Here is a 24,897-nt window from a genome sequence, read left to right as displayed (position 1 = left end):
CCTGTACCGGTGCTTTTCAGGATCTGCCCCATGCAATTGGACCGTGCCACTGGCTGGTTTGACGGAATCACCCACTGCCCCTCGCCGAACTTCAACGCCCGCCCGGAAGGTGAAGCGATTTCCCTGCTGGTGATCCACAACATCAGCTTGCCGCCGGCCTGTTTCGGCAGCGGCAAGGTCCAGCAGTTCTTCCAGAACCGCCTGGACCCGAACGAACACCCTTACTTTGCCAGCATCAGCCACCTGACCGTTTCGGCGCACCTGTTCGTCGAACGCGACGGTGCAGTGACGCAGTTCGTGTCGTTGCTCGACCGTGCCTGGCATGCCGGCGTGTCGAGTTTCGACGGGCGTGAGGGCTGCAACGACTTTTCCATCGGGATCGAGCTGGAAGGCACTGACGATCTGCCCTATACCGATGCCCAATACACCGTGCTGGCGCAACTGACCCGGCAGATCCAGGCCGCCTGGCCGGTGATCGGCCTTGAGCGAATCCAGGGCCACAGCGACATTGCCCCGGTGCGCAAGACCGACCCCGGCCCGGCGTTCGACTGGGCGCGTTACCGCATGGCCGTGAAGCACAACGAGGACAACGCATGAGTTTTCTGGTGCTGTTACTGGCGCTGTGGGTAGAGAAGTTCTCTGCGCTGCGCCATCAGATACAACGAGACGCTTTCTTCCTGGGCGAACTGGTGCGCCTGGAGCGCAGCGGCAAGGTCCACCCCTGGTGGACGCTGGCGATCCTGGTGCTGGCGCCGGTGGCGGTGCTGGTGCTGGTGCTGCACGTGCTGGACCCGGTGGCCTACGGCTTGCTGGCCCTGCCGCTGCACTTGCTGGTGCTGATCTACAGCCTGGGGCGCGGCGATGCCAAGGGTTCGCTCGGGCCATTCCGTGATGCCTGGCGGCGTGGCGACGACCAGGCCGCGCTGCATGTCGCCGAGCGCGACCTGGGCCTGGCGGCCGACGAGCCACACGGCCTGCTGGTGCGGGTGCAGGGTTACCTGTTGTGGCAGGCCTACCAGAGCTTCTTTGCGGTGATCTTCTGGTACTTCGTGCTCGGCCCCGGCGCGGCACTGGCTTATCGCCTGCTGGCGCTGACCGGCGAGCATAGCCGCCAGCCGGCGCTCAAGGCCCGTGCCGAACAGCTGCGCCACATCATGGACTGGCTGCCGGTACGGGTACTTGCCCTGAGCTTCGCACTGGTCGGCAATTTCGTCGCGGTGATGCGGGTGATGCTGCACGAGCTGCTCAACTGGCACATCAGCGCCGGGCACCTGGTGGCCAGGGTCGGGCGCATTGCCGATGACATCCCCGAGGCAGAAGACCCCCAGCGCGGGCTGGGGCGGCTGGACAGCCTGTGGGAGCTGCTGCTGCGTTGCGCGGTGCTGTGGTACGCAGGCTTTGCCCTGTGGACAGTCCTCGTATAGTCGGCTGCGGCCACTCCTACAGAGCATTGGCGGGCAGCGGTTAACCTTAAGTTACAAACCTCCGATTCGATCTGCGTTATACAAGTGGCCTAGTGCTATCTCTGCAGAACAACAAGAATCCATGGAGGTGCCCGTGAAGCGTCTGCTCTACCCGGCCATCGCATTGATGAACCGGCTGAGCTTCGGTCAGAAGTTCAGCCTCATCAGCGTCCTGTTCTTCCTGCCCATGCTGGCCACCAGTTTTTATCTGGTGCGCGATGCCTACCAGCAATTCCATGCCACCCGCGCCGAGTTGCAAGGCATAGCGCCGCTGGCTGACAGCCTGAACCTGCGCGCCGACCTGGAGGCGCTGGGCAACCTGTTACAGATCAATGCCGTGCTCGGCCAGTCGGGCCACGCCGGGGATCTGGAGGTGCAAATCGCTGCGTTGCAGGACAAGGTCCAGGCGCAGTTGCACAAGCTGCAAGGGGATGAGGCGGTTCCTCAAGGCAAGCTCGAAGAATTAAATGGGGCCTTTGCCAGTGCCCGGGCGGAGTCGTCGCTGCAGAACAAGGCCGCGCTGTTCGACAAGCTGCTGGCCCAGGCTCAGATGCTGGCCAAGCAGGTGGTCAGCCAGTCCGGCCTGAGCCAGGACAGCCAGGCTTCGGTGCGTCAGTTGAGCGAACTGCTGGGCGTCGCCACGGCACAGGTGACCCAGGCCCTGGGTGAGGGCCGGGCCATGGGCGCCATTGCACTGGGGCGGGGGTTCATCGACTCGTCTGGCAGTGGCCGTTTCGAAGACCTGCTGCAACGCCTCGATCGCCTTGGCGCCGACTATACCTTGCGGCTGGACGATGCCCTCGCCACGGAGCGCACTGCCAAGGCCAGCCTGGCGGGCGCGGCAGCAACCAGCCAGGCGACGGTCAGGCAGGCTGCGTCGTTGTTCGAAGAGCAGGTGGTGGTGGCGGAAACGCTCGATGCCCCTTGGCCAGCGTTCTATCAGCAGGTCAGCGAACTGATGGCGCAGACCTATCGCTTCAACGACGCCGTACTTGCGCACCTGCAGGGGCAGTTGCAACAGCGCCTGGCCGAACAGCGCGTGCGCATGCTTGCGCTGGGCGCGGTGCTGGCCGGTGTCTTCGTGCTGATCCTGTACCTGTATGGCGGCTTCTATGTGTCGACCCGCGCCACCTTGCGCCGGCTGGGCAGTGCCATGGACAAAGTGGCAGCGGGTGACATGACGGTCAGCTTCCAGGCCCATAGCCGCGATGAGCTGGGCGAGCTGGGCCAAGGCTTCAGCGAAACCGTGCGCCGCATCCGCGGCCTGATCGACCAGGTCGGGCGCACCGTGGTGGCCGTCGAAGAGCAGGCCGGGCAGGTGTTGGCAGTGTCGGCACGGAGCAATCAGGCGGTCAGTGGCCAGCGTGAACAGATCGAGCAGGTGGCCACGGCGATGAACCAGATGAGCGCCACCGCGCAGGAGGTGGCGCGCAGCGCCGCGCTGGCGGCCAACGGGGCGCAGCAGGTCAACCGTGAAAGCGCCAATGGCCGCACGTTGGTAGAGAGCCAGCAAGACAGCATCGGCCGCCTCGCCGGGGAAATCGACCAGACCGTGCTGGCGATCAATCGGCTGGCCGACGACAGCCAGGCGATCGGCCAGGTGCTGGAGGTGATTCGCAGCATTGCCGAGCAGACCAACCTGCTGGCGTTGAATGCAGCCATCGAAGCTGCCCGGGCCGGTGAGCAAGGGCGTGGGTTTGCCGTGGTGGCCGATGAAGTACGCACCCTGGCCCGGCGTACCCAGGACTCGACTGCGCAGATCGCGCAGATGATCCAGCGCCTGCGTGATGGTGTGGAGCAGGCGGTGCGGGCGATGGGCAGCAGCCACCAGATGGCGGCGGGCACGGTCGATGAAGCGCGCCAGGTGCAGCAGGCGCTGGGCAATATCCTGGGGGCGGTGGGTGGCATCGTCGAGCAGAACCAGCAGATCGCGGCGGCGGTCGAGCAGCAGACGGCGGTGGCCCATGACATCGACCGCAACATCGTCGCGATCAACCGGGCGGCGCAGGACACCACCCAAGGGGCTTGCCAGGCCGAGGATGCCAGCCGGGTGCTATCGACGCAGGTGGTGGAGCTGAAACGCCTGATCGGGGCGTTCAGGGTTTAAGGCCGACGCTTGAGTTGCCTGTATTGGCCCATTCGCGGGTGAATCCGCTCCCACAGAGACTGCGCAACGCTCGGTCTTAGTGAAATACCTGTGGGAGCGGGCTTGCCCGCGAAAGGGCCGGTACTACCAGCCAAACAGCTCACACGCATTGCGGCTGCTCGCCTCGGCCAAGACATCAGGTTCGATGCCCAGCAGCTCGGCCAACGCTTCGGCAATCTCTGGCAGATGTTCCGGGCTGTTGCGCTGGCCGGCGAACATCGCCGGGGCCATGTCCGGCGAATCGGTCTCCAGCACGATGCTTTCCAGCGGCAGGCGCGGGAGGGTCTTGCGCAGGCGTAGCGCCTGCGGCCAGGTCGCTGCGCCACCCAGGCCAAGCCGGAAGCCCAGCTTGATGTACTCGCGTGCCTCTTCGTAACTGCCGGCGAAGGCATGGATCACCCCCGCTCGCGCCGGCTTGTAGCGCTTGAGCGTGGCAATCACCTGGGCATGGCTGCGACGCACGTGCAACAGGGCAGGCAGCGCATAGTCACAGGCCATCTGCAGCTGGGCTTCGAACAGCGTTTGCTGGCGTTCCTTGTCCAGTGCTTCGATGTAGTAGTCCAGGCCGAACTCGCCGACTGCGCACAGCCGTGGGTCGCCCTGCAGGCGCTCCAGCCATTCGCGCAGCTGCGCCAGGTGTTCCGGCCGGTGCTGCTCCAGGTAGATCGGGTGCAGCCCCAGTGCCGCATGCACGCTGCCTTCGGCGCAGGCCAGGTCCCACACCCGCTGGAAATTCGCCTGGTACACCCCCAGCACCACCATGCGCTCCACCCCGCGTGCCGCCGCGTTGGCCAGCAGGCGCGCGCGGTCGGCGTCGAAGTCGGGGAAGTCCAGGTGGGTGTGGGTGTCGATCAGGCGCATGGTCAGGCCGCTGTGATGCGTTGCTTGAAGGTGCGGCCAATGGCGTGCACGCCGGGTTCGTAGCGCTTTTCTTCGATCGCGGCCAGGGCCAGTTCCAGCGCGGTGGCGGCGATCAGGCCGTGCTGCTGGGCCATGGCATTGACCGGCAGGGGCAGGAAGTCGAGCAGCTGGTTGTCGCCGAACGTGCCCAGTTGCAGCTGCCGCGAATCGGCCGGGCGCGCCTGCAAGGTATCGAACACACCTTGCAGCAGCACGTAGGACGTGGTCACCAGCGCATCCGGCAGGCCGCCGTGTTCATCGATCAGTTGTTGCATCAGGCGTTGGCCGCATTCACGGCTGAAGGCCTCGCCCTGGTAGCGCCGCACCACACCGTTGAAACCTTGCATGGCTTCGTCGAAACCACCGGCACGGGCCTGGCTCACCGACAGTTCCTGGCGTGCGCCGATCAGCGCGATGCTGCGCGGGGCAGTCGCCAGCAGGCTGTCGGCCAGCTGGCGGCTGGCATCGCGGTCATCGCTGATCACCGAACAGAAGTGGGCCGGGTTCAGGCGCCGGTCGATGGCGATCACCGGCAGGCCCTTGTCCTGCAGCTCGCGGTAGCTGTCGTCCTCCGGCGGCAGGCAGCTGGCGACGAACAGCGCATCGCAGCGGCGGGCGCGGAACAGCTGCTGCAGCTGGCGCTCACTGTCGGGCTGGTCGTCGCTGCTGGCGATCAGCAGCTGGTAGCCACGGGCGCGCGCGCCTTGCTCGAGCTGCTTGGCGATGCGGGCATAGCTGGGGTTCTCCAGATCCGGGAGAATGAAGCCCAAGGTGCGGGTGTGCCGGCTGCGCAGGCCGGCTGCTTGCGGGTTGGGCGTGAAGCCATGGGCCTCGACCACCGCGCGCACCCGCTCGACAGTGCTGTTGCTGATGCGCTGCTGTTCGGCCTTGCCATTGATGACATAGCTGGCAGTGGTCACTGACACACCGGCCAGACGGGCGATATCGCTGAGTTTCACCGAATTTTCCTTGTTATTACCGGGACTGGCTACGGAACCAGGACCGGGTAGTTTGACCCGGGTTGGCCGCCACGCGCAGGCGACCATTGTCGCAATTGTCCGACAGGATGGGGCTTTTTCCTCGGAAGATTATCGAGTAACGTGGCCACTTGGTCAGATTAAACGTTTCAGCTATTAATTTTTCTGCCTCGGCCGCCGCCCGTGCAAGGCTGTCGAACTGGCTGATTCTGTGAATATCACAACAATACCTCAGTACCCGGCATCAAAACCAAGCCGGGGCTGCAAAAGGAGAAGGTCATGCTCGAGCTCGCCAAAGAGCAGATAGCCATGGGCCAGACGGCCGCCGACAAGGCCGGGGCATTGCGCCTGCTGGCGGATCTGCTGGAAGCCGACGGCCTGGTTGCCGAAGGTTATCTTGACGGCTTGCAGGCGCGCGAAGCGCAAGGCTCGACGTTCCTCGGCCAGGGCATCGCCATCCCGCACGGCACCCCGCAGACCCGCGAGCTGGTGTTCGCCACGGGCGTGCGCCTGCTGCAGTTCCCCGACGGCGTGGATTGGGGCGATGGCCAGATCGTCTACCTGGCCATCGGCATCGCCGCCCGCTCCGATGAACACCTGCGCCTGCTGCAGTTGCTGACCCGCGCCCTCGGCGAAACCGACCTGGCCGAGGCGCTGCGCCGGGCCAGCTCTGCCGAAGCATTGCTCAAGCTGCTGCAAGGTGCGCCCCAGGCGCTGGCGCTGGACGCGCAGCTGGTCGGCCTGAATCTGCCGGCGGAAGACTTCGATGAACTGGCCTGGCGCGGTGCCCGTCTGCTGCAGCGCGCCGGTTGTGTCGACAGCGGCTTCGCGGCCGTGCTGCAGCAGGCCGAACCCCTGCCGCTGGGCGAGGGCCTGTGGTGGCTGCACAGCGAGCGCCAGGTGCGCCAACCTGGCCTGGTCTTCATCACCCCGCAGCAGCCTCTGCGTTATCGCGACCAGCCGCTCAACGGCCTGTTCTGCCTCGCCAGCCTCGGCGCGGCCCACCAGGCGTTGCTCGAGCGCCTGTGCGAAGTGCTGATCGAAGGCCGTGGGCAAACGCTCTACCAGGCCACCAGCAGCCGCGCGGTGCTGGAGGTGCTGGGGGGGGAGGCGCCGCTTGACTGGCCCAGTGCGCGTGTCGTGCTGGCCAACCCGCATGGGTTGCATGCCCGCCCGGCGAAGGTCCTGGCGCAACTGGCCAAGGGCTTCGAGGGCGACATCCGTGTGCGTGTGCTCGACAGCGCGCAGCCGGCGGTGTCGATCAAGAGCCTGAGCAAGCTGCTCAGCCTGGGCGCCCGACGCGGCCAGGAACTTGAACTGATGGCCGAACCGTCGATTGCCGGCGATGCCTTGCCGGTCCTGCTGGCAGCCATCGAGCAAGGCCTGGGCGAAGACGTCGAGCCGTTGGCGCAAACGGACGCAGTGGCCGTTGCCAGCGCAGTCGACGTTATTCACGCGCCTGCTGCGGGCAGCCGTATCCAGGGCGTCAGTGCATCCCCCGGCATTGCCAGCGGCCCGGCGCATGTCTGCGTCGAGCGCGATATCGACTACCCGCTGCGTGGTGAGTCGCCAGCCCAGGAGCGCTTGAAGCTGCGCAGCGCGCTGGAGGCGGTCAATGGCCAATTGCAGGCGCTGGTGCAGCGCAGCGACAAGTCGATTGGCGACATCTTCGTCACCCATCAGGAAATGCTCGCCGACCCGGCCCTGAGCGACGATGTCGAGGCCCGCCTGGCCCAGGGCGAAAGTGCGGCGGCGGCCTGGATGGCGGTGATCGAAGCCGCGGCGCGCCAGCAGGAAGCGCTGCACGACGCCCTGCTGGCCGAGCGCGCTGCCGACCTGCGCGACATCGGCCGCCGGGTGCTGGCCCAGTTGTGTGGCGTGCAGGCCCAGAGCGAGCCCGATCAACCCTACGTGCTGGTGATGGGCGAGGTCGGCCCCTCCGATGTCGCCCGCCTGGACCCGGCCCGTGTCGCCGGCATCGTCACCGCTCATGGCGGCGCCACCGCGCACAGCGCGATCGTCGCCCGCGCCCTGGGCATCCCGGCGGTGGTCGGCGCGGGCCCGGCGGTGCTGCTGCTCGATGCCGGCACCCCGCTGCTGCTCGACGGCCAGCGCGGTGTGGTCAGCGTCGCACCGCCAGCTGACGAGCTGCAACGCGCGCTGGCCGAGCGCGACCAGCGCGAACAGCGCCTGCAAGCCGCCTGGGCCAAACGCCATGAGCCGGCCGTGACCCGCGATGGCCATGCCATCGAAGTATTCGCCAACATCGGCGAGAGCAGCGGCATCGACAAGGTGGTGGAGCAGGGCGCCGAAGGTGTTGGCCTGCTGCGCACCGAGCTGATCTTCATGGCCCACTCGCAGGCACCCGACGTGGCCACCCAGGAAGCGGAGTACCGCCGCGTGCTCGATGGCCTCGGCGGCCGGCCACTGGTGGTGCGTACCCTCGATGTGGGGGGCGACAAGCCATTGCCGTACTGGCCGATCGCCGCCGAGGAAAACCCGTTCCTCGGCGTGCGTGGCGTGCGCCTGACCCTGCAACGCCCGCAGATCATGGAAGACCAGCTGCGTGCCTTGCTGCGCGCCGCCGATCAGCGGCCGCTGCGCATCATGTTCCCCATGGTCGGGCAGGTTCACGAGTGGCGTGAGGCGCGCGCCATGGTCGAGCGCCTGCGCCTGGAAATTCCGGTCGCCGACCTGCAAGTGGGGATCATGGTCGAAGTGCCGTCCGCCGCCTTGCTGGCGCCGCAGCTGGCCCGCGAAGTGGATTTCTTCAGCATCGGCACCAACGACCTGACCCAGTACACCCTGGCCATCGACCGGGGGCACCCGAGCCTTTCTGCCCAGGCCGACGGCCTGCACCCGGCGGTGCTGAGCCTGATCGACATGACCGTGCGCGCCGCCCACGCCGAGGGCAAGTGGGTGGGGGTCTGTGGCGAACTGGCCGCCGACCCGCAGGCGGTGGCCGTGCTGCTGGGCCTGGAGGTGGACGAGCTGAGCGTGGCGGCCCGCAGCATTGCCGAAGTCAAAGCCCTGGTGCGCCAGGCTGATCACCAAACGGCCCGCGCCCTGGCGCGCGAGGCCCTGCAACAGGACAGCGCCGCGGCGGTTCGCGCGCTGGTGGAGCGTTACTGATGGCCAAGATCCTCACCCTGACCTTGAACCCGGCGCTGGACATCACCGTCAGCCTCGATGCCTTGCGCCCAGGGCACGTCAACCGTGCGCAGGCCCAGCAAAGCCATGCGGCCGGCAAAGGCCTGAACGTGGCCCAGGTGCTCGCCGACCTGGGCCACAGTGTCACGGTCGGGGGCTTTCTGGGCCGCGACAACCCGCAACCGTTCGAGGCACTGATCGCCCGGCGCGGTTTTGCCGACTGCTTCGTGCGCGTGGCCGGTGAAACCCGCAGCAACCTCAAGCTGGTCGAGGCCGATGGCCGGGTCACCGACATCAACGGCCAGGGGCCGGAAGTCGACGAAGCCGCCCGCGCCGAACTGCTGCGCCGCCTGGCCCAGGTAGCGCCAGGGCACGACGCGGTGGTCGTGGCGGGCAGCCTGCCGCGTGGCATCAGCCCCGAGTGGTTCCGCCAGTTGCTCGAGCAGTTGCAGGCACAAGGGCTGAAAGTGGCCCTCGACAGCAGTGGCGACGCGTTGCGTGCCGGGCTGCAAAGTGCGCCCTGGCTGGTCAAACCCAATACCGAAGAGCTGGGCGAAGTGCTCGGCCTGGTGGTGCACACCGCCGCCGAGCAGCGCGCCGCTGCCGAGCGACTGCTGGCCAGCGGTATCGAGCATGTGGTGGTTTCGGCGGGTGCACAGGGGGTCAGCTGGTTTGCTGCCGGCCAGGCGCTTCAGGCGCGGCCGCCGCAGGTGCGGGTTGCCAGTACCGTGGGCGCGGGTGATTCGCTGGTCGCCGGCATGGTCCATGGCCTGTTGGCAGAGGATTCACCCCAGCAGACCTTGCGTCGCGCCACCGCCATCGCCGCGCAGGCCGTGACCCAGGTCGGTTTCGGCATCGCCGACCGCGATCAGCTCGCGCAGCTGGAAGCCGCCGTGCAACTGACAGAACAACAAGAGGGTTGCCGATGAACATCGCCATTGTCACCGCCTGCCCCAACGGGCAGGTGTCCAGCGTACTCAGCGCCCGCCTGTTGGCGGCCGCCGCCCAGCGCCGCGGCTGGAGCACCAGTGTCGAGGTACAGGGCACCGAACATCCCGAGCGCCAGCTGACGCCTGCGCAAATTGCCGAGGCCGACTGGGTGCTGGTGGTCAGCACCGGCCCGGTTGACCTTTCTCGCTTCGCCGGCAAGCGCGTGTACCAGAGCACCCCGGCGCAGGCCCTGGCCGACCGTGAGGGGTTCCTCGACGAGGCCGCAGGCAAGGCCGAAGTGCTGGCTGCCCAAGCGCTCGGCACGGTGCCTTCAGCGGCGGTACGCATTGTTGCGGTCACCGCCTGCCCGACGGGCGTGGCGCATACCTTCATGGCTGCCGAGGCCTTGCAACAGGCGGCGCAACAGCTGGATTACCAGCTCACCGTCGAGACCCAGGGCTCGGTTGGCGCACGCAACCCGCTGTCGGCCCAGGCCATTGCCGATGCCGATGTGGTGCTCCTGGCCGCCGACATCGAGGTGCCGACGGCACGCTTTGCCGGCAAGCGCATCTACCGCTGCGGCACGGGCATCGCCCTCAAGCAGGCACGTGCGACCTTGGACAAGGCCCTGGCCGAGGCCAAGGTCGAAAGCGCCACGGACGCTGCTTCGGCGGCGCCGGCCAAGGCTGAGAAAACCGGCGTCTACAAGCACTTGCTGACCGGTGTTTCGTTCATGTTGCCGATGGTGGTGGCCGGTGGTCTGCTGATTGCCCTGTCGTTCGTCTTCGGCATCGAAGCCTACAAGGAACCGGGCACCTTGCCCGCCGCGCTGATGCAGATCGGTGGTGAGGCGGCGTTCAAGTTGATGGTGCCGCTGCTCGCAGGCTACATCGCCTGGTCCATCGCCGACCGCCCGGGCCTGGCGCCGGGCATGATCGGTGGCCTGCTGGCCAGTACCTTGGGTGCCGGTTTCATCGGTGGCATCGTCGCCGGCTTTCTCGCCGGCTACAGCGCCAAGGCCATCGCCCGCTGGGCACGCCTGCCGAGCAGCCTGGACGCGCTCAAGCCGATCCTGATCATCCCGCTGCTGGCCAGCCTGTTCACTGGCCTGGTGATGATCTACGTGGTCGGCCAGCCGGTGGCGGCGATGCTCGAAGGGCTGACGCACTTCCTCGACAGCATGGGCACCACCAACGCCATCCTGCTCGGGCTGCTGTTGGGCGGGATGATGTGCGTCGACCTCGGTGGGCCGATCAACAAGGCGGCCTATGCCTTCTCGGTGGGGCTGCTGGCGTCTTCCAGCTATGCACCGATGGCGGCGACCATGGCCGCGGGCATGGTGCCGCCGATCGGCCTGGGCATCGCCACCTTCCTGGCCCGGCGCAAGTTCGCCCAGAGCGAGCGCGAGGCGGGCAAGGCGGCGCTGGCGCTGGGGCTGTGCTTCATTTCCGAAGGGGCTATCCCGTTTGCCGCCAAGGACCCGCTGCGGGTGATCCCGGCGAGCATTGCCGGTGGCGCCTTGACCGGTGCGCTGTCGATGTACTTCGGCTGCAAGCTGATGGCGCCGCATGGCGGGCTGTTCGTGCTGCTGATCCCCAATGCGATCAACCATGCGCTGTTGTATCTGCTGGCGATTGTGGCGGGGAGCCTGGTAACTGCCGTGGTGTATGCGGTGATCAAGAAGAGCGAGCGGGTGGAGTTGGCTGTAGCGCCCGCTAAAGGCTGAGGCTTTCTGTTGGCTTTACCGGCCTCTTCGCGGGCGAGCCCGCTCCCACAGGATTTGTGCAGGCCTGAAGATTGCGCGATCCCTGTGGGAGCGGGCTTGCCCGCGAAGAGGCCAGTGCAGGCTAGCGCTGATGCTTCTGCCGCAAGGGCACCAGCAGGTCAGCCAGGCCGTTATGGTCGACCTCATGCATCAACGCCAGCAACCCGCCCAGTTCCCCTGCAGGAAAGCCCTTGCGCGCAAACCATGCCAGATAGTCACCCGGCAAGTCGGCAATGATCCGCCCCTGGTACTTGCCAAAGGGCATGGTGCGGGTAACCAGCAGTTCGAGCATTTCCGGTTTCATCGACGAAGCCTGGCAGTGAATGAGCGCCGACCATACTGCAATCTGCACGAGCACCCAAGCGGCAATCATGCATAACGCCGTTTCCAGGTTTCGCTTGGTGTTTCGTAACTTAATGATTTTAAAGAATTTATTATAAATTTCTGGCTTGGCATGAAGGCTGCTCCAGTACAGGTGAATATCACCTGCCAAGGAGTTCGTGCCATGAGCAACCCCAACAAAGACGTGATCGACGTACTCAACGACCTGGTCGAGTACAGCAAGGATGGCGAGAAAGGCTTCAAAGCCTCGGCCGATGATGTGAAGAACCCGGAACTGAAGGCGTTCTTCGTCCAGCGTGCCGGTGAGTGCGCCAATGCCGCAGCCGAGCTGCAAAGCGAAGTGCGCCGCCTGGGTGGTGATCCGGAAACCTCCACCAGCATCAGTGGCGACCTGCACCGTGGCTGGGTCAACCTCAAGTCGATGGTCACCGGCAAGGATGAGGAAGCGGTGCTCAATGAAGTAGAGCGCGGCGAAGACCATGCCCTCAAGGCCTACAAGGAAGCACGCGAGAAACTGGTCAAGCTTGGCCGCCAGGCCAGCGATCAGAGCTATGCGCTGGTGGAGAAACAACTGCAGGGCGTGCAGCGTAACCACGACCAGGTGAAGGCGCTGCGCAACGCTGCTCGCGCCCGTTCCTAGTCCAGCGGCCCCTCGACCCGGTTGCGGCCATTGGCCTTGGCCCGGTAGAGCGCTTCGTCCGCGGCGCCCAGCACCTGTGTGAGGTCTTGCTGGGTGCCGGGGATGTAGACCCCGACGCCGATGCTCACTGTCACCGAGTGAGCATCATCGGCAAACGGTGCCAGCGCCTCGACCTGGGCGCGAACGCGCTCGGCCAACAGCAGCGCGCCGGCCAGTTCGGTTTCCGGCAGGATCACCTGAAATTCTTCGCCACCATAGCGTGCGGCCAGGTCAGCCGGGCGCCGGATGCACAGTTCAAGTGTGCTGGCGACCTCGCGCAACGCGTGGTCCCCTCCAGCGTGACCATGGCGCTGGTTGAATGCCTTGAAATGATCCACATCCACCATCAGTACCGCCAACGGCTTGCGGTTACGCTGCGCGCGTGACCATTCCTGTCGCAACACCTGGTCCAGCCGGCGGCGGTTGGCCAGGCCGGTCAGGCTGTCGGTGGCAGCCAGGGTCGCCAGGCCTTGTTCGGCTTCGTGGCGGCGGCGCAGCTCGCGGCCCAGCAGCAAGGTCAGCCAGAGAATGCCGATGCACAGCACGCCTGTGGCGACGCTGACCAGGATGGCCGTGCGCCGCCAGGACTGGAACACCTCGTCGGCAGAATGCACCACCAGCACGATCAGCGGCAGGTCGGCGACCCGGGCGAAGGTGTACATGCGCTGGGAAGGGGAGCTGCCAGAACGGGCGGTGAAGCTGCCGCTGTGCTCGCTGAGGATGCGCTTGAAGTTGGGGCGTTCGCCGTAGTAGGTACCGATGGCCGGGTCCTGTGGGCGTGCAGGTTCCCGGGCGAGCAGTTGGCCGTCGGTATTGAACAGGTTGATGCTGCTTTCATCGCCGATGTCCAGACGGCGGAACAGCTCACTGAAGTACGACAGGCGCAGGGCCCCGGCGGCCAAGCCGGCAAATTCGCCCTGCGGGCCATTGATGCGCCGGCTGAAACTGATGCACCAGTCCATGTCGCCCAGCTTGGCCTTGAAGGGGGGCCCCACCAGCAAACCGAGGTTCGGGTCATGCAGGTGGGCCTGGAACACCCCGGTATCGCCGAAGTTGGCCTTGCGCGGTATGGGGCTGCTGGAGTCGCCGACCACGTTGCCTTGCTTGTCCAGCCACAACACATCACCGCGCGTGCGGTCGACGAAGGCTTCATTGAACAGCAGGCGCTGGCGCAGCGGGCCGGAGATCTCAGGCAGCTCCTTGCGGCTGACGGCCCAGATCAGGCCTTTGAGCGACTGGTCGTAGAGTTCGACATTGCGCAGGATGTCGCTCTCGATCAGCTGGACGATGTTGTTCGAGGAACGGATGGCCGACTGCTCGACACTGTCGCGCTCGCGGGCCAGCAGGTAGCTGACGATGGCCACGATGGCGAGCACGGCAAGGCAACTGCCCAGGTTGAGGATCAGCTCGGGGTGCGACCTGTAGAGTGCGAAACGCGGTGATCGAGAGGGCATGCGCGCTACTGCTGAGGCAGGGCCGTTTGCGGCGGGCGACATTCTAGGGAAGCGCGGATTGTCGGACAAGATTTGTCCGACGGAATCGTGTCTGGTTTTTCGCGGGCAAGCCTGCTCCCACAGGTAATGCACAGTGTCAGAAACCTGTGCTGATTCTGTGGGAGCGGGCTTGCCCGCGAACGAGGGCGAAGCCCTCGCCAGCGGGCTCAGATCAGAAGATGTTCACTGGGTAATCGACGATCACCCGTACTTCATCGTTGTCGCTGTTGCTGTCGATCGAGGCATAACCCTGGCTGCCACGGTGGGTGGCATAGCGCAGTTGCACCGCCAGATCCTTCAGGTCGCCTTCCTGGAACACATACTTCAGGTCCAGGTCGCGCTCCCAGTGCATGGCGTTCTTGCCATCGGCGCGGTAGTAGTCGTAGTGGCTGGTGTCCTGGCTGGCCTTGGTCAGGTCCGCCTCGCCGCGCGAGTACGACAGCGAGGTGCTCAGGCCCGGGATGCCGAGACCGGCGAAGTTGTAGTCGTACTGCAGTTTCCACGAACGCTCGTTGGGGGCGTTGAAGTCCGAGTACATGCGCGAGTTGTCCAGGTACACACTGTCGCCCAGGTTGATGTAGTCGAACGGCGTGTTGCCGTTGACCCGCTGGTAGGCGGCGGTGAAGCTGTGGTAACCGGCGTTGACCGTGAAGTGCACGCTGTAGGTGTTGTTGTCGATCTTGCCCAGCAGTGCCTGGCCGGTGTCCTGGGTGTGATAGAAGTGCACGCCCGGGTTGAGGCTGACCAGGTCGTTGACCACGTAGGTGTAGTCGAAGTCGGCGTAGTACTGGTTCCAGATGTCCTTCAGCTCGGCCGCATACAGGTTGGTGGTGATGTTCTCGGTCCCACTCCACGACGCGCCCGCCCAGTTCAGGTGCTTGCTCTTGTCGTGTTCGTCCAGGGTGCCGTAGTAGGTGTCGATACGACGGTGGCCGCTCTGGTTGTACGGGTGGGTGAAGCTGACCTGGCCGCCTTCGAGCAGCAGCCCGTCGACGCTGTGGTTGGTCAGGCTCACACCGCGGAAGGTCTGCGGCAGCATGCGGGTTTCACCGCCGGCGATCACCGGGTTGGTGATGAACAGGTCACCGGCTTTCAGCTCGGTGTCGAAGGCCTTGAGCTTGACCGCGGCACCGGCGGTGGAGAACGAGTGCGGGGCGGCGCCCAGCTCACCGTTGTCCTTGATGTGCTCGGGCAGGATGCTGGTGCCGGCATGGCCGCCACCGCCGTCGAGCTTCAGGCCCAGCATGGCATGGGCGTCCAGGCCGAAACCTACCACCCCTGGGGTGTAGCCGGACTCGAAGCGGGCGACCGCGCCCTGGCCCCACTCGCGGGTGTCGCGCACGCCGGCGTTGTGGTTGTTGCGGTTGAAGTAGGCATTTCGGAGATGCAGGTTGAAGGACGAACCGTCGATGAAGCCATCAGCCTTGTCTTCATCTGCCTGGGCGGCGAAAGGGATCGTTGCAGTCAACGCAATGAACAGCGGGGTAAAACGAAACGCGGAAGGCACCGGTACTAGCTCCTTGGGTCGGGCGGTGGGGCAGTTTTTATTTTTGAATGTGCGTCTTTTTATAGGGGTACGTTACGGCGGGGCTGAGAGTTAGAGCACATAAAAAAAGCCGCTGATCGGCAGCGGCTTTAAAAGGCTAACATATCGGCACCGACGGTGCCCATGGCGTAGCCAAGGGAAAACGGGAGCAGGGGCGACGCGCGATCAGCTATCGGCATTGGCGTCGCTGGAAACTTTCGAAGCTGTCTGTTCTGCGTCTTTGCTGGCGTCGGCCTTATGTGCCAGGGCTTCGCGGGCGTCTTGGTGAACAGCGGCAAGTTCTGCAGAGCGAGCAACGAAAGCCGGGGATTCTTCGGCCATGGCCAGGGGCGACAACAACAGGGACGACAGAACGAAAACGCTGGCAATACCCATACTGTTGGACATGTTTGAAACTACCTTCTTGCTTGGCAAGTGCTATGAGGACGGGGCTAAAGTTAGTCCTTAAAGTGCCGCGGAAACAGCGCCTTTGGCGATAAGCACTGTTGCGCAAAAAGTAATGATCGCTGGAAAAGCAATTGGACTTTGGCCGCAAACCAGCATGCTAGAGGGCTTACTCGTGGTTTGCGGGCTTGTGCACCTTCCTGTGGGAGCATCTGTCTTGCTCAATTTCTAGAGTCTGGCGCGATCCTTGTGGGAGCGGGCTTGCCCGCGAACACCGGCGAAAGCCGGTGCCATACACCGTGGCGCCTGCTTCGCGGGCAAGCCCGCTCCCACAGGGTCCTAGATGGGCTTGTAGATGGGCAAACGAATGCCAAAAGTATTGGCGCCGGCAGCGCTGCGCACGAAAACTTCACCGCCATGCATCAGCGCGATCGCCTTGACGATTGCCAGCCCCAAGCCATGGTTACCGCCGCCACTGTTGCTGCGCGCCGCGTCCACCCGGTAGAACCGTTCGAACAGCAGCGGCAGGTGTGCGTCGTCGATGGCAGGCCCCGGGTTACTCACGGCAATGCACACCTGCTCCGGCCCCGCTTCGATCTGCACCGCGATCACCTGATTCGGCGCGGTATGTTGCACGGCGTTGTTCAGCAGGTTGATCAACGCCCGGCGCAGCTGGGCCTTTTCGATGGGCGCCTGGGCATCACCGCTGACGGTGACGCTGACCTGGGCGTCTTCGAGGATGTAGTCCAGGTAATCGAGGGTGGTGGCCACTTCCTCGGCCAGCGAGGCCTGGGTCAGCGCGGTGGCCTTGCTGCCCTGGTCGGCGCTGGCGAGGAACAGCATGTCGTTGATGATGCTGCGCAGGCGCTCCAGTTCTTCCAGGTTCGATTGCAGCACCTCGAAGTAATGCTCGGCGCTGCGCCCGCGGGTGAGGGCGACCTGGGTCTGGCCGATCAGGTTGGTCAGCGGCGAGCGCAGTTCGTGGGCGACGTCGGCGTTGAAGGCCTCCAGCCGCGAATAGGCCTGGCTGACCCGGTCCAGCGCGGCATTGAAGGCGCCGGCGAACTGCGCCAGTTCCGGTGCCAGGTCCTGCGTCTGCAGGCGCCCGTCCAGGCGCGGCGGCGCCAGCGCCTGGGCCTCGACAGACAGCGCCAGCAGCGGCCGCAGGCCGACGCGCGCCACCCAGTAACCCAGCACCGAAGCCAGCAGCACACCGAGCACGGCCAGGCCGACAATGGCCACCAGCAGGCTGTGCTGGGCCTGCCAGAACGTTTCGGTGTCGATGCCGATCAGAAAGCGCAGCGGCGGGCGCTCGCCCAGGGCCGGCAGTTCGCTGACCAGCACCTTGTACGGGTAGGGCCGGTCGGGCAGGCGCAGGTCACGCATGCCTTGCGGGCCCTCGGCAAAGGCGCGGACCAGTTCGCTGGGGTGGCCGTATTCGTAGGCCGGGTTGCTGCTGACCACCCAGAAACGGATGCGTTTGTCTTCCTCGCTGAGCAGGTTGAGCTTGTTGTTGATCTTGGCCCAGTGCTCGGGTGTACCGAAGCGGTTGAGGGTGGATTCGAGCACGCTGAAGCGTGCATCCAGCTCCGCGGCTGGCAGCAGGTCGAGGCTGCGGTCGACCTGGCGGTACAGCGCCGAACCGATCAGCACGAACACCCCCAGTGCCACCAGGATGAACAGTGTCGACAGGCGCAAAGCGATGGAGTTAAGCGGCACGGTTTTCCAGGACATAGCCCATGCCTCGGATGGTGTGCAGCAGCTTGTTGTCGAACGGCCCGTCGAGCTTGGCGCGCAGGCGCTTGATGGCCACCTCGACGACATTGGCGTCGCTGTCGAAGTTGATGTCCCAGACCAGCTCGGCGATGGCGGTCTTGGAGAGGATTTCGCCCTGGCGCCGGGCCAGCACGCTGAGCAGCGAAAATTCCTTGGCGGTCAGCTCCAGGCGCTGGCCGGCGCGGCTGGCCTTGCGTGCCATCAGGTCGATCCACAGGTCGCCGACCTGGATCTGCAACGGCTCATGGCTGCTGCTGCGGCGGGTCAGGGCCTGTAGCCGGGCGACCAGTTCGAGGAACGAGAACGGCTTGCCCAGGTAATCGTCGGCGCCTTCGCGCAGGCCGTGGATGCGGTCTTCGACGCGCTCGCGGGCGGTGAGCATGATCACCGGCGTCTGCTTGCGCGCGCGCAGTGCGCGCAGCACGCCGTAGCCGTCCAGGCCGGGCAGCATCACATCCAGCACGATCACCGCGTAGTCGCCTTCCAGGGCCAGGTGCAGGCCGTCGATGCCGTCCCGCGCAAGGTCGACGGTGAAGCCCTGCTCGGTCAGGCCGCGATGCAGGTAGTCGGCGGTTTTTTCTTCGTCTTCGATGATCAGCACACGCATGGTCTTGTCCTAGCTGGCACTTGGCGCCGCCGCATGGGCGGCCTGGCGGCGGTGGAACAGGCGCTCCAGGGCCAAGTATATGACCGGGGTGGTGAACAGCGTCAGTGCCTGGCTCACCAGCAGCCCGCCGACCACCGCGATGCCCAGTGGCTGACGCAGCTCGGCGCCGGCGCCGAAGCCGAACATCAGCGGCACCGCGCCGAGCAGGGCGGCGAGGGTGGTCATGATGATCGGCCGGAAGCGCGTCAGGCACGCCTGGTGAATCGCCTGCTCGGGCGTCATGCCGTGGTGGCGCTGGGCTTCCAGGGCGAAGTCGATGAGCAGGATGCCGTTCTTCTTGACGATGCCGATCAGCAGCACCACGCCGATCAGGCCCATGATGCTGAAGTCCTGGCCCATGCCCCAGAGCAATATCAACGCACCCAGGCCGGCCGAGGGCAGGGTGGAAATGATCGTCAGGGGGTGGACGAAGCTCTCGTACAGCACACCGAGAATGATGTACACCGCCACCAGCGCGGCGAGGATCAGCCACGGTTGGCTCGACAGCGAACTCTGGAAGGCCTGGGCCGCGCCCTGGAAGTTGCCGCTGATCGAGTCGGGCATGCCCAGTTCACGCTGGGTGCGTTCGAGGATCTTCACCGCATCGCCCAGGGCCACGCCGGGAGCCAGGTTGAACGACAGGTTGGCCGCCGGGAACAGGCCATCGTGGCTGATCGACAGCGGGCCGGTGCTCGGTGGCGCGACATGCGCCAGGGCCGACAGTGGCACCATTTCGTTGGTCAGTGGCGAGCGCAGGTAGAAGAAGTTCAGGCTCTCGGCCTTGCCGCGCTGCTTGGCGTCCAGTTCGAGGATCACCTTGTACTGGTTGGTCTCGGTCTGGAACTCGCTGATCTGCCGCTGGCCGAAGGCGTCGTACAACGCCTGGTCGACGTCGGTGGTGGTCAGGCCGAAGCGCGCCGCGGCCTGGCGGTCGATGTCGATGCGGGTGACGCTGGCGCCCAGCTGCAAGTCGTTGGACAGGTCGCGGAACACCGGGTTTTCCCGCAGGCGCTCGGTCAGGCGTTGGGTCCACAGGTTCAGGGCCACGCCGTCGTTGCTCTTGAGCACGTACTGGTACTGGGTGCGTGACGGGCCGGAGCTGAGGTTGATGTCCTGGCCGGCACGCATGTACAGGACGATGCCCGGCACCTGGGCCAGTTTCGGCCGCAGGCGGTCGATCAGCTCGCTGGCCGATACGTCACGCTCACCGCGAGGCTTGAGGGCGATCCAGAAGCGGCCGTTGGCGATGGTCTGGTTGCTGCCGGTGACCCCCACCGAATGGGAGTAGGCCTGCACCGCCGGGTCGTCGCCGATGATCTTCGCCAGCGCCAGGTGCTTCTCGACCATCGAGGGGTACGACACGTCCGCCGCCGCCTCGGTGGTGCCGAGGATGAAGCCGGTGTCCTGTAGCGGGAAGAAGCCCTTGGGGATGCCGACATAACCGGCCACGGCCAGGGCCAGGGTCACGCCGAACACGCCAAGGGTCAGGCGCTGGTGGGCGAGGGCACGGTTCAGGCCCTTTTCGTACCACTTCACCAGGCGCTCGCCAAAGCCGCCGTGCTGCTCGCCGGGCGGGCGGCGCATGAACAACGCACACAGCGTGGGGGCCAGGGTCAGCGACACCATCACCGAAATCAGGATGGTCGAGGTGGCGGTCAGGGCGAACTCCTTGAACAGCCGGCCGACCACTCCGCCCATGAACAGCAGCGGGATGAACGCGGCGATCAGCGAGAAGCTGATCGACACCACGGTGAAGCCGATCTCGCCGGCGCCCTTGAGCGCTGCCGTGCGGCTGTCGTCACCGGCCTCCAGGTGGCGGTGGATGTTCTCGACCACGACGATGGCGTCGTCCACCACGAAGCCCACCGAGATGACGATGGCCACCAGCGTGAGGTTGTTGAGGCTGAAGCCCAGCACATACATCAGTGCACAGCTGGCGATCAGCGACACGCCGAGCACGCTGGACACCACCAGGGTCGCCGACCACTGGCGCAGGAACAGCGCCATCACGCCGATCACCAGGGCCACGGCGATCATCAGGGTCAGCTCCACCTCGTGCAGGGAGGCGCGGATGGTCTGGGTACGGTCTTGCAGCACCGATACTTCGATCGACGCCGGGAGCATTTCCTGCAGCTTGGGCAGCGCCGCCATTACCCGGTCGACGGTGTCGACGATATTCGCCCCGGGCTGGCGGAACACCACCAGGTTGAGCCCTGGCTGGTCGCCGGACCACGCCTTGACGTAGGCGTTCTCGGCGCCGTTGATCACCTTGGCGACGTCCTGCAGGTGCACCGGTGCGCCGTTGCGGTACGAAACGATGAGCTTGGCGTAGTCCTCGGGGTGGAACAGCTGGTCGTTGGCGGCGATGGTCGAGACGCTGTGCTCGCCGTACAGCGCGCCCTTGGCCAGGTTCAGGCTGGTCTGCTGGATGGCCAGGCGCACATCGGCCAGGGTCAGGCCGATCGCGGCGAGTTTTTCCGGCTGGGCCTGCACGCGAATGGCCGGGCGCAGCTGGCCGGTGATGTTGATCAGGCCGACCCCTTCGATCTGGCTGAGCTGGCGCGCCAGCAGGGTTTCGGCGTAGTCGCTGAGGTCATTGCCGGGCATTTGCGCGGAGCTGACGGTGAGCACCAGCACCGGGCTGTCGGCCGGGTTGACCTTGCGCCAGGTCGGCGGGTTGGGCAGGTCCTGGGGCAGGCGGGCGGTGGCGGTGTTGATCGCCGCCTGGACTTCCTGGGCGGCGGTGTCGATGTTCTTGTCGAGGGTGAACTGCAGGATCAGCGTGGTCGAGCCCAGCGCACTGCTGCTGGTCATCTGGGTCATGCCGGGGATGGCACTGAACTGCACCTCCAGCGGCGTGGCCACCGACGACGCCATGGTTTCGGGGCTGGCACCGGGCAGCTGGGTGGTGACCTGAATGGTCGGGAAGTCCGCCTCGGGCAGCGGTGCCACCGGCAGCCGCGGGAAGGCGATGGCGCCCAGCAGCACCAGGGCGAAGGTCAGCAGCAGGGTCGCGATCGGGTGATCGATGCACCACGCCGACACGCCGTTGCGGGTATTCATGGCTGGCTCCTGCGGTCAGCCATTTCCGCTGGTGGCGGTGCGTCCGGGGTGACCTCGACCCGTGCACCGGGCTTGAGCCGTGACTGGCCGTCGAGCACCAGGCGCTCGCCCGGCTTGACCCCGGCGATGATGTTCAGGCCGCTGTCCTGGTACAGCACCTTGACTGGCACGCTGGTGACCTTGTCACCGTCCAGGCGGTAGACGAAGTGCCCGTCGATGCCGCGCTGCACCACCGGCGGCGGCACCACCAGGGCGTTCTCTTCAACCGCAGTGCGCAGGCGGATGGTGACCAACTGGCCCGGCCACAGGCGGCCGTCCTTGTTGTCGAATTCGGCCTTGACCCGCACCGTGCCGGTGTTGGCCGAGATCTGGTTGTCGATCAGGGCCAGGTGGCCTTCGCCGAGCAGGTTACGTTCGCCGTCGGCGTCCATGTAAGCCTGCACCAGCGCCGGGGTTGGCGCCTTGAGCAGGGCCTGCAGGGTCGGCAGCATCTGTTGCGGCAAGGCGAATTCGACAGCGATCGGGTCGATCTGGGTGACGCTGAACAGGCCTTGGGTATCCGTGGTGCGCACCAGGTTGCCGGGGTCGACATTGCGGATGCCGACACGCCCGGTCACTGGCGAGCGGATCTGCGTGTACGACAGCTGCACCTCGGCGTTGGCGATGGCTGCCTGGTTGCCCTTGACCGTGGCCTGCAGCTGGTTCACCAGCGCCTGTTGCTGGTCGAGGGTCTGCTTGGACACGCCATCGTCGGTGCTGAGCAGGCGGTAGCGCTTGAGGTCGACCCCGGCCACCTGGATCTGCGCCTGGCTCTGGCCGAGCTGGGCACGGGCCTGGTCGAGGCTGGCGCGGATCGCCCGGTCATCGAGGGTGGCGAGCAGGTCGCCTTCCTTCACCCACTGGCCCTCCTTGACCAGCACCTGGGTCAGCACCCCCTCGACTTGCGGGCGTACTTCGACGCTGTGCAGGGATAGCACCGAGCCGATGGCGCTGGCGTAGCGAGGGACGTCCTGCTGGGCGACGCTGACCACCCGTACCGGGATCGCCGCTTGCGCGCGCGGCGTGGTGGCCTGCTGGCGCTGGCCATACCAGACGCCCAGGGCCACCAGAGCGAGCAGGGCCAACGCGGCGAGAAGTACGGAGCGGGAGGGGCGTCTCATCGGCGCGGGTACCTTGGCCAAGGGGTGGGAAACGGAGGTTTGTATTGAAGCTTATAGCGCTGTGACCGGGTCGGCAGCGTGACAGCTGGCTGACAGCGGTGACAGGTTGGGTTTGGAGTGAGGGTCCTGGCGCCTGGCTGGAGGTTGTTGTGGGCTTTGGGGTGCATGCCTTGAGAGTTGTGGTGGAGCAGAAATCGAGCGCCGCCCGCGCGGCGCTTCGCGGGCACGCCCGCTCCCACATTTGTTGCAACGTGCCGAACCTGTCAGGCCATGGTTGCCCGCCTTGGTGCATGTCTCAAGTCATGTGAGGCGGCATCGATGCCCACCTCAAAATCCAGCCATGCCAACATGGCTGACAACCATGGCCTGACAGGCATGGCCACGTTGCAACAAATGTGGGAGCGGGCGTGCCCGCGAAGAGGCCGGGCCTGCTTACCTAGAACCCGATGAAGGCATAGTAGACCGGTGCATCTGCGGTGGTTTGCAACCCCAACGCCTGCAAGTCATTAGCCAGCCTAGGCTGCTCCACATGAAGCATCCACTCAGCCCCGGTCCCAGATGGCGCCTGTGCCAGCACCCCAGTAAAGGCCGCCATCTCCGGCAGATAAGCGGTAAACCCATTGCCCTTGAGCGCACTGGTGGTCATCCCCAGCGCCTCGCAGATGGCCACCTTGGCCGCGATATCATCGCGATCCGCCTGCCGCGAAGCCTGCACCAGCGCCATTAGCGCCGGGTCCACCGGCAGCGAGCCATGGATCAGTTCAGGCCCCTGTTCCCACGCCTCGGGCGGGCAGTCCTTGTTCTCTGGCCGCAACGGAATATGCGGGTTGATCTCCACCGGATAGATGCGGCAGACCAGTGGTCGGCTTTCATAGATGGTGCACAGATCGTTGTCGTCGAGGTTGCGACAGCGCCCGGGGTTGAACGCGGCAAAGGTCACCGAAACGCGGGCTTCGCTGCCGCCACAAGGCACCGGGTACGAGCGGCGCATCACATGCTCGCGCTGCTCTGCAGGCATGCCTGGCCCATCGGTCACGAAGGCTTCGATCAACACGATCACCTGGCCACCGGCCGTCGCCCACTGGCGGGCTTCAGCCAGGGTCAATGGCACATGGTGGCCGGTGCAGCACTTGCCACATCCGGTACAGGCAAAGCGCAGGCTGTCGTTCACTTGGCGTCCGGGTTCCATTCGCTGACGTGGGCCTGCTGCTGCTTGCGGTCGTATAGGCAGAGCTCGGTGCCGGTGCGTTGCTGCATGTGCTTCTGTGGATAAACCCCTTCGATCAGCAGGGCGCTGAAACCGACCTGATCATCGAACTCCGCCGGTTTGCCACGGGCGTGGGCATCCTTGAACTGGCTGGCGTTCAGGCAGGCCTTGAGCATCTGCTGGCGCTGCTCGTTCCAGGCCTGACTGCTGGAAGCCTGGGCGACACCGCTGAACAGGGCGCAGGCGATCAGAAGAGAGCTGAAAAACTTCATACGCGGTTCCGGGAAATTATCCGAGGGGCGCGAATTATGCCCGAGTCATCCCTGGCGGCAAGCCAGGGAGTTTGTCGCTGAATATAACAACACGTGCGTCAGCGCTCGGCAAACACCACGGTCCGCGCCGCCGTCACCAGGCAGTCGGTCAGGTCGGGCGAAGAGAACTTGGTGAGGATGGCATTGGCCCCGGCCAGCCTGGCTTTCTCGCTGCTCATGGCGCTGTCCAGCGAGGTGTGCAACAAAACGTAGAGGTGCTGGAAGTCTGGCGTCTCGCGCAGGGTGCGGGTGAAGGCATAACCGTCCATCTCGGACATTTCGATGTCCGAGACGATGATGTTGATCTCTTGCGCGGTGCCTTGCAGTTCCAGCAGCACGTTCATCGCATCCTTGGCGCTGCGTGCGGTGTGGCAGTCGATGCCGAGGTTGCGCAGGGTGTGTACCGACTGCTGCAGCGCCACCTGGCTGTCGTCGACCACCAGGATGTTGGCGGCGGCCAGCAGGCTGGCATCTTCCTCGCTCAGCTCACCCGGTTGTGGCTCCGGCTCGGGCGGAGCGATGCCGTGGATGACCTTTTCGATGTCCAGCACCTGCACCAGGGTGTTGTCGACCCGGGTCACGCCGGTGATGAACGAACGGTTGCCCGAGCCGAACGGCGGCGGCTTGATGTCGGTGCTCAGGCAATGGACGATGCGGCTCACCGCCTGCACGTGCAGGCCCTGGCGCGAGCGGCTGATCTCGGTGACGATCAGGCAGCCGCCGTCGGGGTCGGCCAGCGGGCGTTCGCCGATGGCCCGGGACAGGTCGATCACCGACAGCGAGTTGCCGCGCAGGGTCGCCACGCCTTTCACGTGGGGGTGCGATTCGGGCAGCTTGGTCAGGGGTGGGCAGGGGATGATCTCGCTGACCTTGAGCAGGTTGATTGCCATCAGCTTGCCGCTGCGCAGGGTGAACAGCAGCAGGGACAGCGAATCCGCGCGGGCATTTTGCGTGGCCAT

The 24,897-nt window shown here is 65.5% G+C and carries 20 protein-coding genes and 1 pseudogene; 8 read left to right on the top strand and 13 right to left on the bottom strand.

What is annotated here, in order from left to right; translation table 11 throughout:
• The first annotated feature begins 30 nt into the window (after window positions 1-30).
• From ampD to CAF78_RS29065, 4 genes and pseudogenes are all read left to right on the top strand, one after another.
• Entirely contained in the window at window positions 31-597 is a 567-nt protein-coding gene (gene ampD / locus CAF78_RS15575) for a 1,6-anhydro-N-acetylmuramyl-L-alanine amidase AmpD (RefSeq protein ID WP_085673803.1), read from the top strand.
• Window positions 594-1,424, top strand: coding sequence for a regulatory signaling modulator protein AmpE (ampE, locus tag CAF78_RS15570; protein WP_085673801.1), 831 nt, complete (start codon window positions 594-596; stop codon window positions 1,422-1,424). Before ampD ends, ampE begins: the two co-directional genes overlap by 4 nt.
• A gap of 121 nt (window positions 1,425-1,545) precedes the next feature.
• Window positions 1,546-2,712: pseudogene (locus tag CAF78_RS29070) on the top strand (HAMP domain-containing protein); the annotation flags it as partial.
• A gap of 144 nt (window positions 2,713-2,856) precedes the next feature.
• On the top strand, window positions 2,857-3,570 hold the full coding sequence (locus CAF78_RS29065; protein ID WP_371915521.1) for a methyl-accepting chemotaxis protein: 714 nt from the start codon (window positions 2,857-2,859) through the stop codon (window positions 3,568-3,570).
• 123 nt (window positions 3,571-3,693) lie between these two features.
• Here the strand turns inward: CAF78_RS29065 and CAF78_RS15560 are convergent, their stop codons facing one another.
• Window positions 3,694-4,470 carry a TatD family hydrolase gene (locus CAF78_RS15560; protein WP_085673799.1) on the bottom strand — a complete coding sequence of 259 codons (777 nt, stop codon included), beginning with the start codon at window positions 4,468-4,470 and terminating at the stop codon, window positions 3,694-3,696.
• A gap of 2 nt (window positions 4,471-4,472) precedes the next feature.
• Complete coding sequence (cra, locus tag CAF78_RS15555) at window positions 4,473-5,468, bottom strand: catabolite repressor/activator (protein ID WP_085673797.1); 996 nt, start codon at window positions 5,466-5,468, stop codon at window positions 4,473-4,475.
• 297 nt (window positions 5,469-5,765) lie between these two features.
• Between cra and ptsP the strand changes: the two genes are divergently transcribed.
• From ptsP to CAF78_RS15540, 3 genes are read left to right on the top strand one after another with little or no spacing between them, the layout of a single operon-like run.
• Window positions 5,766-8,618, top strand: a complete 2,853-nt coding sequence (gene ptsP / locus CAF78_RS15550) for a phosphoenolpyruvate--protein phosphotransferase (protein ID WP_085673795.1) — start codon at window positions 5,766-5,768, stop codon at window positions 8,616-8,618.
• Window positions 8,618-9,565 (top strand): 1-phosphofructokinase, encoded by a 948-nt coding sequence (pfkB, locus tag CAF78_RS15545; RefSeq protein ID WP_085673793.1) that lies wholly within the window; start codon window positions 8,618-8,620, stop codon window positions 9,563-9,565. The genes ptsP and pfkB overlap by 1 nt, the downstream gene beginning before the upstream one ends.
• The gene (locus tag CAF78_RS15540) at window positions 9,562-11,292 is read left to right on the top strand and encodes a PTS fructose-like transporter subunit IIB (RefSeq protein ID WP_085673791.1); all 1,731 of its coding nucleotides are present in this window, start codon (window positions 9,562-9,564) and stop codon (window positions 11,290-11,292) included. Before pfkB ends, CAF78_RS15540 begins: the two co-directional genes overlap by 4 nt.
• Window positions 11,293-11,413: 121 nt before the next feature.
• Here CAF78_RS15540 and CAF78_RS15535 read toward each other — a convergent pair whose 3' ends face one another.
• Window positions 11,414-11,635 carry a DUF3820 family protein gene (locus CAF78_RS15535; protein ID WP_085674113.1) on the bottom strand — a complete coding sequence of 74 codons (222 nt, stop codon included), beginning with the start codon at window positions 11,633-11,635 and terminating at the stop codon, window positions 11,414-11,416.
• A gap of 201 nt (window positions 11,636-11,836) precedes the next feature.
• Between CAF78_RS15535 and CAF78_RS15530 the strand changes: the two genes are divergently transcribed.
• Complete coding sequence (locus tag CAF78_RS15530) at window positions 11,837-12,313, top strand: PA2169 family four-helix-bundle protein (RefSeq protein WP_085673789.1); 477 nt, start codon at window positions 11,837-11,839, stop codon at window positions 12,311-12,313.
• On the opposite strand, the gene CAF78_RS15525 is transcribed toward CAF78_RS15530, so the two are convergent.
• From CAF78_RS15525 to CAF78_RS15480, 10 genes are all read right to left on the bottom strand, one after another.
• Window positions 12,310-13,806: a sensor domain-containing diguanylate cyclase gene (locus CAF78_RS15525; RefSeq protein WP_085673786.1), complete on the bottom strand. Its 1,497-nt coding sequence runs from the start codon at window positions 13,804-13,806 to the stop codon at window positions 12,310-12,312. The genes CAF78_RS15530 and CAF78_RS15525 overlap by 4 nt on opposite strands.
• Before the next feature lie 211 nt (window positions 13,807-14,017).
• Window positions 14,018-15,352 carry an OprD family porin gene (locus tag CAF78_RS15520; protein WP_085673784.1) on the bottom strand — a complete coding sequence of 445 codons (1,335 nt, stop codon included), beginning with the start codon at window positions 15,350-15,352 and terminating at the stop codon, window positions 14,018-14,020.
• A gap of 204 nt (window positions 15,353-15,556) precedes the next feature.
• Window positions 15,557-15,778 (bottom strand): hypothetical protein, encoded by a 222-nt coding sequence (locus tag CAF78_RS15515; RefSeq protein WP_085673782.1) that lies wholly within the window; start codon window positions 15,776-15,778, stop codon window positions 15,557-15,559.
• A 336-nt stretch (window positions 15,779-16,114) separates the two neighbouring features.
• The gene (locus tag CAF78_RS15510; protein WP_085673780.1) at window positions 16,115-17,509 is read right to left on the bottom strand and encodes a heavy metal sensor histidine kinase; all 1,395 of its coding nucleotides are present in this window, start codon (window positions 17,507-17,509) and stop codon (window positions 16,115-16,117) included.
• Window positions 17,484-18,158, bottom strand: coding sequence for a heavy metal response regulator transcription factor (locus CAF78_RS15505; RefSeq protein ID WP_027918369.1), 675 nt, complete (start codon window positions 18,156-18,158; stop codon window positions 17,484-17,486). The genes CAF78_RS15510 and CAF78_RS15505 overlap by 26 nt, the downstream gene beginning before the upstream one ends.
• Before the next feature lie 9 nt (window positions 18,159-18,167).
• Entirely contained in the window at window positions 18,168-21,260 is a 3,093-nt protein-coding gene (locus CAF78_RS15500; RefSeq protein WP_085673778.1) for a multidrug efflux RND transporter permease subunit, read from the bottom strand.
• Window positions 21,257-22,420 carry an efflux RND transporter periplasmic adaptor subunit gene (locus CAF78_RS15495; RefSeq protein WP_085673776.1) on the bottom strand — a complete coding sequence of 388 codons (1,164 nt, stop codon included), beginning with the start codon at window positions 22,418-22,420 and terminating at the stop codon, window positions 21,257-21,259. The genes CAF78_RS15500 and CAF78_RS15495 overlap by 4 nt, the downstream gene beginning before the upstream one ends.
• Before the next feature lie 436 nt (window positions 22,421-22,856).
• Window positions 22,857-23,591, bottom strand: coding sequence for a YkgJ family cysteine cluster protein (locus CAF78_RS15490; RefSeq protein WP_085673774.1), 735 nt, complete (start codon window positions 23,589-23,591; stop codon window positions 22,857-22,859).
• The gene (locus CAF78_RS15485; RefSeq protein ID WP_085673772.1) at window positions 23,588-23,899 is read right to left on the bottom strand and encodes a hypothetical protein; all 312 of its coding nucleotides are present in this window, start codon (window positions 23,897-23,899) and stop codon (window positions 23,588-23,590) included. Before CAF78_RS15485 ends, CAF78_RS15490 begins: the two co-directional genes overlap by 4 nt.
• 98 nt (window positions 23,900-23,997) lie before the next feature.
• Window positions 23,998-24,897 (bottom strand): chemotaxis protein, encoded by a 900-nt coding sequence (locus CAF78_RS15480; RefSeq protein ID WP_085673770.1) that lies wholly within the window; start codon window positions 24,895-24,897, stop codon window positions 23,998-24,000.

Origin of the sequence: Pseudomonas sp. R28(2017) (genome assembly GCF_002112505.1) — a bacterium.
In the GTDB taxonomy this organism is placed as follows: domain Bacteria; phylum Pseudomonadota; class Gammaproteobacteria; order Pseudomonadales; family Pseudomonadaceae; genus Aquipseudomonas.
The sequence above is the reverse complement of the archived record's forward strand: the minus strand, read 5'-3'. Positions and strand labels throughout refer to the sequence as shown.